7 protein-coding genes are annotated in these 13,642 nt (G+C 67.8%); 2 read left to right on the top strand and 5 right to left on the bottom strand.

The window, feature by feature from the left end; all coding sequences use genetic code 11:
- Window positions 1–13 precede the first annotated feature (13 nt).
- Window positions 14–1,864, bottom strand: a complete 1,851-nt coding sequence (locus CYU89_RS07200; RefSeq protein WP_296279760.1) for an ABC-F family ATP-binding cassette domain-containing protein — start codon at window positions 1,862–1,864, stop codon at window positions 14–16.
- A 203-nt stretch (window positions 1,865–2,067) separates the two neighbouring features.
- On the opposite strand from CYU89_RS07200, the gene CYU89_RS07195 reads away from it, so the two are divergent.
- Both CYU89_RS07195 and ybaL read left to right on the top strand, forming a co-directional pair.
- Complete coding sequence (locus CYU89_RS07195; protein WP_296279759.1) at window positions 2,068–4,473, top strand: TonB-dependent receptor; 2,406 nt, start codon at window positions 2,068–2,070, stop codon at window positions 4,471–4,473.
- A 165-nt stretch (window positions 4,474–4,638) separates the two neighbouring features.
- Window positions 4,639–6,327 (top strand): YbaL family putative K(+) efflux transporter, encoded by a 1,689-nt coding sequence (ybaL, locus tag CYU89_RS07190; protein ID WP_296279757.1) that lies wholly within the window; start codon window positions 4,639–4,641, stop codon window positions 6,325–6,327.
- A 9-nt stretch (window positions 6,328–6,336) separates the two neighbouring features.
- Here ybaL and CYU89_RS07185 read toward each other — a convergent pair whose 3' ends face one another.
- The 4 genes from CYU89_RS07185 to CYU89_RS07170 all read right to left on the bottom strand — a co-directional run bounded on the left by CYU89_RS07185 (window position 6,337) and on the right by CYU89_RS07170 (window position 13,635).
- A complete protein-coding gene (locus tag CYU89_RS07185; RefSeq protein WP_296279755.1) occupies window positions 6,337–8,607 on the bottom strand; it encodes an EAL domain-containing protein in 2,271 nt (756 codons plus the stop codon).
- A 134-nt stretch (window positions 8,608–8,741) separates the two neighbouring features.
- Entirely contained in the window at window positions 8,742–11,345 is a 2,604-nt protein-coding gene (gene clpB / locus CYU89_RS07180) for an ATP-dependent chaperone ClpB (protein ID WP_296279754.1), read from the bottom strand.
- A 162-nt stretch (window positions 11,346–11,507) separates the two neighbouring features.
- The gene (locus CYU89_RS07175) at window positions 11,508–13,088 is read right to left on the bottom strand and encodes a hypothetical protein (protein WP_296279752.1); all 1,581 of its coding nucleotides are present in this window, start codon (window positions 13,086–13,088) and stop codon (window positions 11,508–11,510) included.
- 73 nt (window positions 13,089–13,161) lie between these two features.
- Window positions 13,162–13,635 carry a DUF3574 domain-containing protein gene (locus tag CYU89_RS07170; RefSeq protein WP_296279750.1) on the bottom strand — a complete coding sequence of 158 codons (474 nt, stop codon included), beginning with the start codon at window positions 13,633–13,635 and terminating at the stop codon, window positions 13,162–13,164.
- Between the last annotated feature and the right edge of the window lie 7 nt (window positions 13,636–13,642).

Below are 13,642 nucleotides of genomic sequence, written 5' to 3'. Positions count from 1 at the left end.
GCGGTGGCGCGATTCAAGCCTCGTCGTACAGCGCCGACCAGGCCTCTTCGGCCTTCGCCAGTTGCTGCTGTAGCGCTTCGCGATCCCGGCCCAGTCGCGCGGCGAGTTCGGCGTCGGCGTAGCTCTTCGGGTCCGCGAGTTGCGCATCGACATCGGCCAGCTTGCCTTCGAGTTCGGCGACCTTGGCCTCGGCGGCGGCCAACTTCACCGGATTGACCTTGCGCACGGGCGCTGGCGCGGCTTTCGGGGCGGGCGCGGGCTCGCTGCGCAGCGGCTTGCTGCCCTGCGCGGAGGCGCGCGTGCGCAACCAGGCGGCGTATTCGTCCAGGTCGCCATCGAACGGCTCGACCACGCCATCGGCGACGCGCCAGAACGTGTCGCACACCAGGCCGATCAGGTGGCGGTCATGCGAGACCATCACGATCGCGCCATCGAAATCGCTGAGCGCTTCGGCCAAGGCTTCGCGCATCTCCAGGTCGAGGTGGTTGGTGGGTTCGTCGAGCAGCAGCACATTGGGCTGCTGCCAGGCGATCAGCGCGAGCGCGAGGCGTGCGCGCTCGCCGCCTGAGAAGCCATCCACCGGCTCGAATGCGCGGTCGCCCGGGAAGTTCCACTTGCCCAGGAAGTCGCGGAACGACTGGTTGCTGCCTTCCGGCGACAGTTCGCGGAAATGGTCCATCGGCGACTGGCCTTCATGCAGCGACTCCACCGTGTGCTGCGCGAAGTAGCCGATGCGCAGGTCCGGGTGCGCCATGCGGTCGCCGGCCATGGCCGGCAACTCGCCCACGAGCGTCTTCACCAAGGTGGTCTTGCCGGCACCGTTCGGGCCCAGCAGGCCGATGCGCTGCCCGGCTTCCAGGCCGAAACCGACGTTGTGCAGGATCGTCGCACCGGGACCATAGCCGGCCTCGACGTGGTTCAGGCGGATCAGCGAGAACGGCAGCTTGGCCGGTTCGGCGAACTCGATGCGGAATTCGCGCTCCGCGCGCACGGCCTCGGTGCCCGCCAGTTTCGCAAGGCGCTTCATGCGGCTCTGCGCCTGCGCGGCCTTCGACGCCTTGGCCTTGAAGCGGTCGATGAAGCTCTGCAGGTGCGCGCGCTCTGCCTGTTCCTTCTCGTGCGCGATCTGCTGCTGGCGCAGCTGTTCGGCGCGCTGGCGCTCGAAATCGGTGTAGCCGCCGGTGTACAGCTTGGCGCCGCCACCATGCAGGTGCAGCGTGTGGGTCGCGACGTTGTCGAGGAACTCACGGTCGTGCGAGATCAGCAGCAGCGTGCCGGGATACTTCAGTAGCCACTGCTCCAGCCAGAGCACGGCGTCCATGTCGAGGTGGTTGGTGGGCTCGTCGAGCAGCAGCAGGTCGCTGGGCATCATCAGCGCGCGCGCCAGGTTCAGGCGCACCCGCCAGCCGCCGGAGAACGACGACACCGGGCGGTGGTGCGTGTCGGCCGGGAAACCGAGGCCGTGCAGCAGCTTGCCGGCTCGCGCCTCGGCGTCGTAGGCGCCGATCTCGGCCATCTTCTGGTGCGCATTGGCCACCGCTTCCCAATCTTCCCGCGCGGTGGCGTCGGCCTCGGCCTGCAGCACGGCGGCGACCTCGGTGTCGCCTCCGAGCACGAAGGTCAGCGCCGGGTCGGGGAGCGAGGGTGTTTCCTGCGCCACGCTGGCGATGCGCACCTTGCCGGGCAGGTCCAGGTCGCCCTTGTCGGCCTCGAGTTCGCCTTGGACGGCGGCGAACAGGCTGGACTTGCCCGCGCCGTTGCGACCCACCACGCCGACGCGGTAGCCCGCGTGCAGGGTGAGGTCGACGTTGGACAGCAGCAGGCGCTCACCACGGCGGAGCGCGAAATTACGAAGGGAAATCAAGAAACAACCTACGGGGATTTGGGGAAGAGCGGCCGCGTAGTTTATCGGTAGCGGGCCGCCTCACAGTTGTTAAGAATCCATTGACATCCATGTCATAGGGCGGTAACAAAGGGGTTGGTGCAACGCACAAAACTGATTTCAGCGGCAACTTTCCTGCCACCATCGACCCTGCTGCGCCGTCCTTCCATCCCGTTGGAGCCACCATGACCCGCAAGCTTTCGCCCCTCGCCTTCGCCGTCGCCCTGGCGCTCGCCGCACCCATCGCCCTCGCGCAGGAAGCCCCTGCGTCGTCCGACGCGCAAACGCTCGACACCCTGATCGTCACCGGCACCCGCGTGGCGGATCGCACGGTGGCCGAATCCACTGCACCGATCGACATCATCACGCCCGAGGTGCTGGAGTCCACCGGCACGGTGGAACTGGCCACCGCGCTCTCGCGCGCCGTGCCCTCGCTGAACTTCCCCCGCGCCGCGATCAACGATGGTACCGACGCGATGCGTCCGGCCCAGCTGCGCGGCCTGGCCCCCGACCACACCCTGGTGCTGGTGAACGGCAAGCGCTACCACCCGGGCGCGCTGGTCAACGTCAACGGCAGCCAGGGGCGCAGCTCCTCGCCGGTGGACCTCAACTCGATCCCGATTTCCGCCATCGAACGCGTTGAAGTGCTGCGGGACGGCGCCTCCGCGCAGTACGGCTCCGACGCCATCGCCGGTGTCATCAACATCGTGCTGAAGGGCGCCGACAGCGGCGGCAGCGTCAGCGTTACCGGCGGCGGCTACAGCGCCGGCGACGGCCGCCAGTACCAGGCGCTTGCCGATGCCGGCTTCAAGCTCGGTGAGAGCGGCAAGGTCCACCTGGCCGCACAGGCGGGGCATCAGGACCAGACCGACCGGGCACGTCCCTTCCTGGGGACGGTGACGGCAACCAGCGCCCCCGGCGGCAAGGTCGTGCAGCGCTATGGCGATCCCGAGGTCGACAACGCCTCCTTCCTCTACAACGGCGAAGTGGACGTCACCGACTACCTGACGTTCTATTCCTACGGCCTCCATACCAAGCGGGAAACGCTCTCCAACGGCTTCTTCCGCCCGGCCGGCGACTCGCGCAACATCCCGTCGATCTATCCGGACGGCTTCCTGCCGCAGATCTTCAACACGTCCACCGACGTCAGCGTTTCCAGCGGCATCAAGACCTTCACTGCCGGCGGCACCAACATCGACATCAGCTACACCTACGGCAGCAACGAACTGGAGTTCGACATCCAGAACACGTTGAACCGGAGCCTGGGCCCCACCTCTCCCACCGCGTTCTACGCCGGTTCGCTGGAACTCAAGCAGCACGTGCTGAACTTCGATTTCAACAAGCAACTGGACTGGGGCCTGGCCTATCCGGTCACCCTGTCCTACGGCGCGGAATGGCGAGGCGAGAAGTTCACCATCGGTGCCGGCGAACCCGGGTCGTACATCAACGGCGGGGTGTTGATCGGCGGCGCACCCGCGCCGTCCGGTGCGCAGGTGTTCCCGGGCTTCCGGCCGAGCGACAGCGGCAGCTTCGACCGCAACAACATTTCGTTCTACGCCGGCCTGGAAGGCGACCTGACCGAGAAACTGTCCGCCGGCGTCGCCGTGCGCTATGAGGACTACAGCGACTTCGGCGACACCACCACCGGCAAGCTGACGGGTCGCTACGCGTTCAACGACGCGGTGGCGCTGCGTGCGACGGCCTCGACGGGCTTCCACGCGCCGTCGCTGCAACAGCAGTACTACCAGACCACGTCGACCAACTTCATCGGCGGGCTGCCCTTCGACCTGGTGACGTTCCGGGTGACCAACCCGGCCGGCATCTCGCTCGGTGCGGAACCGCTGAAAGCGGAGGAATCGGACAACCTCAGCCTGGGCCTGGTGCTCACGCCGGTCGAGAACCTGTACGTCACCATCGATGGGTACCACATCAAGGTCAAGGACCGCATCACGCTGTCGGAGAACCTGACCAGTACCGCCGTGCGCACCTGGCTCAACGCGAACGGCTTCCCGGACGTCGCGGGCGGGCGCTACTTCACCAACGCGCTGGACACGACCACCAAGGGCGTCGACATCGTCGGCACGTACAAGTGGGCACTGGCGGCCAGCACGCTCGACTTCACCAGCGGCTACAACTACAACAAGACCACGATCGATCGCGTGGCTCCGAATCCGGCCGCGCTCACGGCGATCGATCCCACCGCGCTGCGCTTCGGCCGCGTGGAACTGGGCCGCTTCGAGGTAGGCGCGCCGCGCGACAAGTTCTTCCTCAACGGCATCTGGACCAAGGGCGGCTTCAGCGTCAGCACTACCGCCACGCGCTACGGCGAGTTCACCATCCTCAACGCCAACCCGGTGCTGGACCAGACGTTCGGCGCGAAGTGGCTGCTCGACCTGGCCTTCAGCTACAAGACCGGCGGTTGGCAGTTCACCGTGGGCGGTGACAACGTGCTGGACGAGTATCCGGACGAGAACCTGTTCATCTCGCCGGCACTGAACACCTCGACCACCGGCCAGCTGCCGTATCCGTCGCAAAGCCCGTTCGGCTTCAACGGTGCATATGCATACGGGCGGATCAGCTATACCTGGTAAGCCACGCGCACCATGCTTCGCCGGAACGCCCCGCCTCGCGCGGGGCGTTTCCGTGATGGGGGCGACGGAACCGCGCGACGCAGGCTTGGGATGCGTCGCCGGTTTGCGACAAAGCGTCCCCATCGGCGACACTCGACCGATCACGCCGAGGAACCGCGCCATTCGATGCACCATGACACCGACCTGATCAACATCATCGCGGTAGGCCTCGCCCTGGCCTTCGTGCTGGGCGCGCTTGCGCACAAACTGCGCTTCTCGCCGCTGGTCGGTTACCTCATCGCAGGCATCTTCGTCGGTCCATTCACGCCCGGCTTCGTCGCGGACCAGGAACTCGCCACCCAATTGTCCGAACTGGGCGTGATGCTGCTGATGTTCGGCGTGGGCCTGCACTTTTCGCTGGAAGACCTGCTGGAAGTAAAAGCGATCGCCATTCCCGGCGCCATCGCGCAGATCGTGGTCGCGACCGGCCTGGGGTGGGCGCTGGCGTGGGGCATGGGCTGGACACCGCTCAACGGCTTCGTGTTCGGGCTGGCGTTGTCGGTGGCGAGCACGGTGGTACTGCTGCGTGCGATGGAGGAACGTCGCCTGCTCGAGACCAGGCGCGGCCGCATCGCGGTGGGCTGGCTGATCGTCGAGGATCTGGTGATGGTGCTGGCGCTGGTGATGCTGCCGGTGCTGGCGGAGGCATTCGGGCCGGAAGCCCAGGCCGAAGGTGCCAGCTTCGGCACGTTCATGGTGGCCATCGCCTGGACCTTCATCAAGCTGGGTGCCTTCGTCGCCTTCATGCTGGTGGTGGGTCGGCGCGTCATCCCGTGGACGCTGGAGAAGATCGCCGCCACCGGTTCGCGCGAGCTGTTCACCCTGTCGGTACTGGCGATCGCGCTGGGCGTGGCGTTCGGCTCGGCCACGCTGTTCGGCGTGTCGTTCGCGCTGGGCGCGTTCTTCGCCGGCATGCTGCTCAACGAATCGGAGCTCAGCCACAAGGCCGCCAACGACTCGCTGCCGCTGCGCGACGCGTTCGCGGTGCTGTTCTTCGTCTCGGTCGGCATGCTGTTCAACCCGGCGATCCTGGTGGCGCATCCGTGGCAGGTGCTGGCCACTTTCGGGATCATCGTGATCGGCAAGTCGGTGGCGGCGTACTACATCGTCAAGGCGTTCAAGCATCCGACCGGCACCGCGCTGACGATCTCGGTCAGCCTGGCGCAGATCGGCGAGTTCTCCTTCATCCTGGCCGCGCTGGGCGTGGCATTGAAGATCCTGCCGCCGGACGGACGCGACCTGATCCTGGCCGGCTCGCTGCTGTCCATCATCGCCAACCCGTTCCTGTTTTCGTGGCTGGACCGCTGGCAGACGAAGCAGGAAGCGCTGGCACCCTTGCCGGCCGAACCCGAGGTGCCGCCCGGTCCGTCGCTGGACGTCACCGACCACGCCATCATCATCGGCTACGGCCGCGTGGGCAGCGAGCTGGCACGCGTCCTGCGCGACCGGGGCGTGCCGTTGATCGTCATCGACGACAACGGCGACCACGTCGCCCGCGCGCACGATGCGGGCATTCCCGCGATCCGCGGCAGTGCGGCCGCCGACCGCGTGCTGGCGGAAGCGCACCCGGAGCGCGCCAAGATCGCCGTGCTGGCGATCCCCCAGCCGTTGGAAGCCGGCGAGACGCTGGCCAAGCTGCGCGCGATCAACCCTTCGCTGACCTTGCTGGCGCGCGCGCACAGCGACGGCGAAGTGAAGCACCTGCTGGAACACGGCGCCGACGGCGCCGTGCTGGCCGAACGCGAACTCGCGTTCTCGCTGGCCGAAATGGTGATGTCCACGCCGCCCTACCGCCCGCAGCGCACGAGTGCCTGAGCCGCCGCCTCACTCGCGCGAGGCGGCGGCCTCGGCGGCCGTTTCCGCCAGCACGTCGGCGAGCGGCCGCGGCGCGCCGTAGAGATACCCCTGCACGCGGTGCACGCCCAGGCGGCGGAGGCAGTATTCCGTGTCCTCGTCCTCGACGAACTCCGCCACGGTGACCGCGCCGAAGGCTTTCGCCACCGCCACCGAGGCCTGCACCACGGCGTAGTCCTTCCCGAGCTGCGCCACGTTGCGCACGAACGAACCATCGATCTTGATCACGTCCACCGGCAGCTCCCGCAGGCGCGCGAAGCTCTGCATGCCGGTACCGAAATCGTCGATGGCGATGTGGCAGCCCAGCGCGCGCAGGTCGGCCAGCAGGTGGCTGGCCGCCGCGGTGTTGGAGATGGCCGCGGTTTCGGTGACTTCGAAGCACAGCGCGTGCATCGGCAGCGGCGAACCCGCCAGCAAGGTGCGCAGCTCGACCTGGAAGCTCATCGACGCCAGGCTCTGTCCGGTCAGGTTGATGGCGATCTCGCGGCAATGCGGCAGCGCGGCCGGTGTCTTGCGCAGCAGCCGGAACAGCGCGCGCATGACCGCCAGGTCCAGTTCGGCGCCCCGCCCCGCCGCCTCCAGCGGTGCCATGAAGCGCGCCGGCGACATGATGTCGCCGCGCTCGTCGATCAGTCGGCACAGCACTTCGCCCGCCAGCGGCCGGGGCTCGCCCTGCATGTCCTCCACCAGATCGCGGATGGGCTGGAAGTACAGCACCACGCGCTCGCTGCGCAGGCTGGCCAGGGCTTCGGTGGCATCGTGCAGTTGCCGGCGGTGCGTGCGCCACAACTGGGTGTCGCCGATGTCGCTGTAGCGCGGCCGCAGTTCCCCGTGCTGGCGCGCCTCGAACGCCAGGTGCGACGCGGCCAGCACGGCGCGGTCGATCACGCTAGCGTGCGCGCCGTTGAACGCCGCGACGCCGAGGTACGGCAGCAGCCGTATCGGTTCGCCGTCGACATCGATCTCCGCATGTTCGACGCGGGCCATCACGCGTTCCCACAGGTCGGCGTCGCGCCCCGGGCGCGGCAGCAGCGCGAACTGGCCGGTGCCGACGTAGTACGCCTCGACCAGGTCGTCCACCCGCCGCGCGGTCGCGTTCATCGCCTGCGCCTGGGTGTCCAGCCCGAAGCCGGCCACCAGCGTGTCGGTCTGGTCGAGCAACAGGTAGCCCAGCTCCGTGCGCGGCAGTGGCCTTTCCATGCGCCCCCGCAACGCCTTGAGGTTGGGCAGGCCCGTGACCTGGTCGCGCAGCGTTTCTTCCGACAGCTGCTCCGCCAGCGCGGAGCGGTCGCGGTTGGTCAGCCACAGGTAGAGCATCGCGAGCAGCAGGATGTTCATTTCCGCCGCGATGTGCAGCAGGTTGAAGAAGCCTACCGGGGTGTTGGCGTACTCGGCCGTGCCCGCCACCATGCCGACCAGCAGCAACAGGGTGAGCGACAGGGACAGCATCGCCCAGCGCGGCGGCAGGCGCAGCATGCACCAGGCGAGCACCAGCAGCAGCGCGAAGCGGTAGTCCATCAGCACCGGCGCCGACGGCAGCGATACGCCACCGAAGGACTGCCGGACCTGCATCGCCGCCCACAGGCTGATCGCCAGGCCCAGCCCCAGCACCACCGGCCACATCCAATGCCGGCCGATCGTCGAGCGCGCCGCGGGCAGCGTACGTTCCTGCCAGCCGATGACGAGCGGCAGGGTCACCACCGCCACGCCGAACTGCTTGGCGAAGAACATCTGGAAGGCGGCGCTCACCGCCACGGCCGGCGTATTGACCAGCGCGATGCTGAAACCCAGCAGCGCGATGACGATGGGGTACAGCAGCAGCCCGATCGCGGCGAACCGCATCAGGTCGCCGCGCTGCACGCCCGTGCCGGCCATGCGCGGCCATCCCATCCAGCGCGCGCACAGCCGCGTCCAGCCGTACTGGAACAGGTACGAGGCTGCGCCCCACGCCAACGTCCACGAGGGCTGGCCGTCATCGAACAGGTAGAGCTGGCGGAGCGTCCAGCCCGCGAACGTCAGCACGAAGCAGCCCGCCACCACGCGCGCATCGCGCACCAGCATGGCGACGGCCAGCAGCAGGCCGGTATGCAGGTGGATCAGCGAGGCATCGGCGAGTTCGCCGAAGAAGTCGATGCGGTAGCGGATCGGGATCTGCTGCAGCAGCAGGCACATGCCGCCCAACAGGAGCACCTGCATGCTCCCGCCCAGGCCACGCACCGGCTGCCCTGCATGATCGGCCATCCGTCCGCCCTTGCCCCTTGCCAGCTCCGCGTCCTCGCGCGCACGGCGGCAGCCCTGCCCCATCGCAGGCCGCCCCATAACGTACTACCACGCGCCGATGGACGAAAGCAGGACAGGCGCCGGCCTACCGTCCGTCAGCGCGCGACGGTCTCGAACACCAGTTGGCCGCCTTCCGCGCGGACGCGCACCGTATCGCCGGCGGCGAACGCACCCGACAGGATCTTGTGCGCCAGCGGGTTCTCCAGCTGTGCCTGGATCGCGCGCTTCAGCGGCCGCGCACCGTACACCGGGTCGAAGCCGACGTTGCCCAGCAGCATCAGCGCCGAGTCGTCCAGTTCCAGCGCGATCTGGCGTTCGGCCAGCCGCTTGGCCAGGTAACGCGTCTGGATGCGGGCGATCTCGCGAATCTGCGTCTTGTCCAGCGGATGGAACACGACGATGTCGTCGAGCCGGTTGATGAACTCCGGACGGAAGTGCGCCTGCACCACTCCCATCACCGCCGCCTTCATCTGCGTGTAGCGCTCCGGCGTGTCCGCCGACCCATCGCCCTCGGACATGTCCTGGATCAGGCTGGACCCCAGGTTGGACGTCATCACGATGACCGTGTTGCGGAAATCCACCGTGCGGCCCTGTCCGTCGGTGAGGCGACCGTCGTCCAGCACCTGCAGCAGGATGTTGAACACGTCCGGGTGCGCCTTCTCGACCTCGTCCAGCAGGATCACGCTGTAGGGACGACGACGCACGGCCTCCGTCAGGTAGCCACCTTCCTCGTAGCCCACGTAGCCCGGGGGTGCGCCGACCAGGCGGCTCACCGCATGCTTCTCCATGAACTCGCTCATGTCGATGCGGACCATCGCGTCGCTGCTGTCGAACAGGAACTCCGCCAGCGCCTTGCACAGCTCGGTCTTGCCGACGCCGGTCGGGCCGAGGAACAGGAACGAGCCGCTCGGACGGTCGGGATCGGAAATGCCGGCGCGCGAACGACGGACCGCATCAGAGACGACCTTGATCGCCTCTTCCTGGCCGATCACGCGGCCGCGCAGCGACTGCTCCATCTGCAGCAGCTTCTCGCGCTCGCCTTCCAGCATCTTGCTGACCGGGATGCCGGTCCAGCGGCTGATGACCTCGGCGATCTCCTCGTCGGTGACCTTGTCCTGCAGCAGGCGGAAGCCCTTCTGCTCGGCCTCCTGCGCAGCCGACAGCTGCTTCTCCAGCTCCGGCAGCTGGCCGTACTGCAGTTCGCTCATGCGCGCGTAGTCCTGCTTGCGCTGCGCGGCCTCCAACTCCAGCTTCACGCGCTCGATCTGCTCCTTGATCTTCGTCGCACCGGTAAGTGTCGCCTTCTCGGCCTTCCAGATCTCTTCCAGGTCGTTGAACTCGCGCTGCAGCGATTCGATCTCGGTCTCGAGATCGGCCAGGCGCTGCTTCGACTGCGCGTCCTTCTCCTTCTTCAGCGCCTCGCGCTGGATCTTGAGCTGGATCAGCCGCCGCTCCATCCGGTCCATTTCCTCCGGCTTGGAATCGATCTCCATGCGGATGCGGCTGGCGGCCTCGTCCATCAGGTCGATGGCCTTGTCCGGCAGCTGGCGGTCGGCGATGTAGCGGTGGCTCAGCTGCGCGGCAGCGACGATGGCCGGGTCGGTGATCTCGACGCCGTGGTGCACCGCGTACTTTTCCTTCAGGCCGCGCAGGATGGCGATGGTGTCCTCGACACTGGGCTCGCCGACGAACACCTTCTGGAAGCGGCGCTCCAGCGCGGCGTCCTTCTCGACGTACTTGCGGTATTCGTCCAGCGTGGTCGCGCCGATGCAGTGCAGTTCGCCACGCGCCAGCGCGGGCTTCAGCATGTTGCCGGCATCCATCGAACCCTCGGCCTTGCCTGCGCCGACCATCGTGTGCAGTTCGTCGATGAAGAGGATGATCTGGCCTTCGTTCTTGGCCAGGTCGTTGAGCACGCCCTTCAGGCGTTCCTCGAACTCGCCGCGGAACTTGGCGCCGGCGATCAGCGCGCCCATGTCGAGCGACAGCACGCGCTTGCCGCGCAGGCCCTCGGGCACTTCACCGTTGACGATGCGCTGGGCCAGGCCTTCGACGATGGCGGTCTTGCCCACGCCGGGCTCGCCGATCAGCACCGGATTGTTCTTGGTGCGGCGCTGCAGGACCTGGATGGTGCGGCGGATTTCCTCGTCGCGGCCGATCACCGGGTCCAGCTTGCCGATCTCGGCGCGCTCGGTCAGGTCGATGGTGTACTTCTCCAGCGCCTGGCGCTGGTCCTCGGCATTCTCGGACTGCACCTTCTCGCCGCCGCGCAGGCGGTCGATGGCGGCACGCAGTTTCTGCTTGTCGGCACCGCTGGCCTTCAGTTCCTGGCCCGCCGCCCCGCTGTCGTCCAATGCAGCCAGCAGGAACCATTCGCTGGCGATGTAGGTGTCGCCGCTGTCCTGTGCCAGCTTGTCGGTGACGTTGAGCAGGCGCGACAGGTCGTTGCCGATGGACAGGTTGCCGGCCTGGCCGGTCACCTTGGGCAGCTTGTCGAGCGCTTCGCCCAGCCGCTCGCGCAGCACGGGCACGTTGACGCCGGCCTGCGCAAGCAACGGCCGCGTGCTGCCACCCTGCTGTTCCAGCAGCGCGGTGAGCACGTGCACCGGTTCGATCATGGTGTGGTCGCGGCCCACGGCCAGCGACTGCGCGTCGGCCAGCGCCTGCTGGAAACGCGAGGTCAGTTTGTCCATCCGCATGGGGAGAACCTCAGAGAGTCAGGGGCCGGCGAACGCCAGCCGATGCTACCCAGATGCGGTTAAGCGGCGGTGTTTCAAGACCTGCTGAGACCCGGATTCACGTAGGGTGGGCCTTGGCCCACCGTCCGCGCATGCACCGGAAACGGCGGGCCAGGGCCCGCCCTACGGCTTCTTCTGGAGGGATAGCGCCGCCAGCAGCACCGCCAGCGCCGCATATGCTCCGGCGAACTGCCACAGGATGGTCGCGCGCAGGCCGTCGACGTCCCACGGCAGGTAGATGCCGCCGCGCGGATCGACCGAATGGATGATGCCGAACAATGTCAGCACTGCGCCGACCAGCAACGCGACGACCGCACGGCCGTTGCGGCCGTCGATCATCGCCACCAGCGCGGTGGTCCAGATCATCGCAGTGATGATGAAGCCGTTGCCCAGGGTGACGATGGTGGCCAGGTCCGGCAGCCCGTGCCCGTCGACGCCTTCGTACAGGCCGGCGAAGTGGTCGGGCGCGATCCACGCCGGATTGCCGAACTTGATCGTCAGCAGGTACGCCACCGACGGCAGGAAGCCCAGCGCTACCGCGATGGCGTGCTTGCGCGGGGTTTCGGTGAATGCCTGCACGGTGATGTCCAGGCCCACGTAGACGATGATCGGCGCCAGCACCGCCACTGGCAGCCACTGCACCAGGCCCGACACGTAGCCGAGCACGCCGCCGAGGCCGATGAAGATGCCCGTCAGCAGCGTGTAGCCCTTGCGCGCGCCCATGTGCTTGTACGCGGGCTGGCCGATGTAAGGCGTGGTCTGTGCCACGCCGCCGCAGACGCCGGCGACCAGCGTGGAGACCGCTTCGGCCAGCAGCACGTCGCGCGTGCGGTAGTCGTCGCCCGCGGCGCGCGCGCTCTCGCTGACGTTGATGCCGCCGACGACCATCAGCAGGCCGAACGGCAGCAGCAGCGGGAGATACGGCACGGTGTAGGCCAACCCATCGAGCCAGCCCAGCGTGGGCAGCGGCAGTGTCAGCGCGAGCGGCACCGCATCCGGCACCTTGAAGCCGGGCGCGCCGAGGCCGGCGAAACCGAGGCCGTAGTACAGCGCGGTGCCGACGATGAAGGCCAGCAGCACGCCGGGCAGCTTCACCGGCAGCTTGCCCTTCGCCACCAGCACGTACAGCAGCAGCCCGAAGGTGACGAAACCGACGATGGGCTGGCGCAGCGTTTCGATCAGCGGCAGGAAGCCAAGCAACGTCAGCGCCGCGCCGCCGATCGATCCCAGCAGGCCCGCACGCGGCACCGCGCGCGTGACCGCATCGCCGAAGAACGAGAGCACCAGCTTCAGCACGCCCATCACCACCAGCGCGGCCATGCCGAGTTGCCAGGTGGCGGTGGCCGCGGCCTGCTCGTCCATGCCGGCCTGCTTGAAGCCGACGAAGGCCGGGCCCAGCACCAGCAGCGCCATGCCGATGCTGGTCGGCGCATCCAGGCCCAGCGGCATCGCGGTGACGTCGTCGCGGCCGGTCTTCGTCGCCAGGCGATGCGCCATCCACGTGTAGATCAGGTTGCCGACCAGCACGCCCAGCGCAGTGCCCGGGAACATCCGGGTGAATACCACCTCGGCCGGGAACTGGAAGATGCCGATCAGCGCGGCGGCGATGAAACCGAGGATGGACAGGTTGTCCACCACCAGGCCGAAGAAGCCGTTGAGGTCGCCGGGTACGAACCAGCGGCGCACGGGAGAAGCCGGGGTCATGGAGTCGGTAATCAGTGGGGTGGGCGGGAGGTCGCCAGCATAAGCGTCCGCGCGATCGGCGGGCGCACCGGGTTCAGAACGATACGTCCACCGCGTGGCGCGACCACAGCACCGACTGGTGGCCGGTCGCCTGCTTCCATGCCAGGCGGATCGCCTCGATGTCGGCGCGGCGCTGCGGCGTGTCCTCGTGCAGCACCACCAGCACCTTGGTCTTCAGGCGGTTGGGCTCCTTCGCACCGCGGAACAGCCACTGGCCGTAGGCATCGAACACAGTCAGGCCATCGGGAAAGCGCGCGGTCACTTCCTTGTCCAGGAACGCGCGCCACATCGCCTCGGTGATCGGCTCGGCCTGCGGACGGTCGGCCGGCCCCGTCTCTTCGCCCACCCCGAAATACAGCTCGCTGCGTACCCAGCCACTGGCGGTCGCGGGCCGCAACACGTCGCCCTGCAACGAGGCGGTGGGGGTGGCGGGAGAGGACGGCGGTGGCGTGGACACGCACCCGGCGAGCACAAGCAGGACCGACAACCAGACAGCGCGATGCGACATGGGGCAA

This window comes from Pseudoxanthomonas sp. (assembly GCF_002863005.1).
Classification (GTDB): Bacteria; Pseudomonadota; Gammaproteobacteria; order Xanthomonadales; family Xanthomonadaceae; genus Pseudoxanthomonas_A.
The sequence above is the reverse complement of the archived record's forward strand: the minus strand, read 5'-3'. Positions and strand labels throughout refer to the sequence as shown.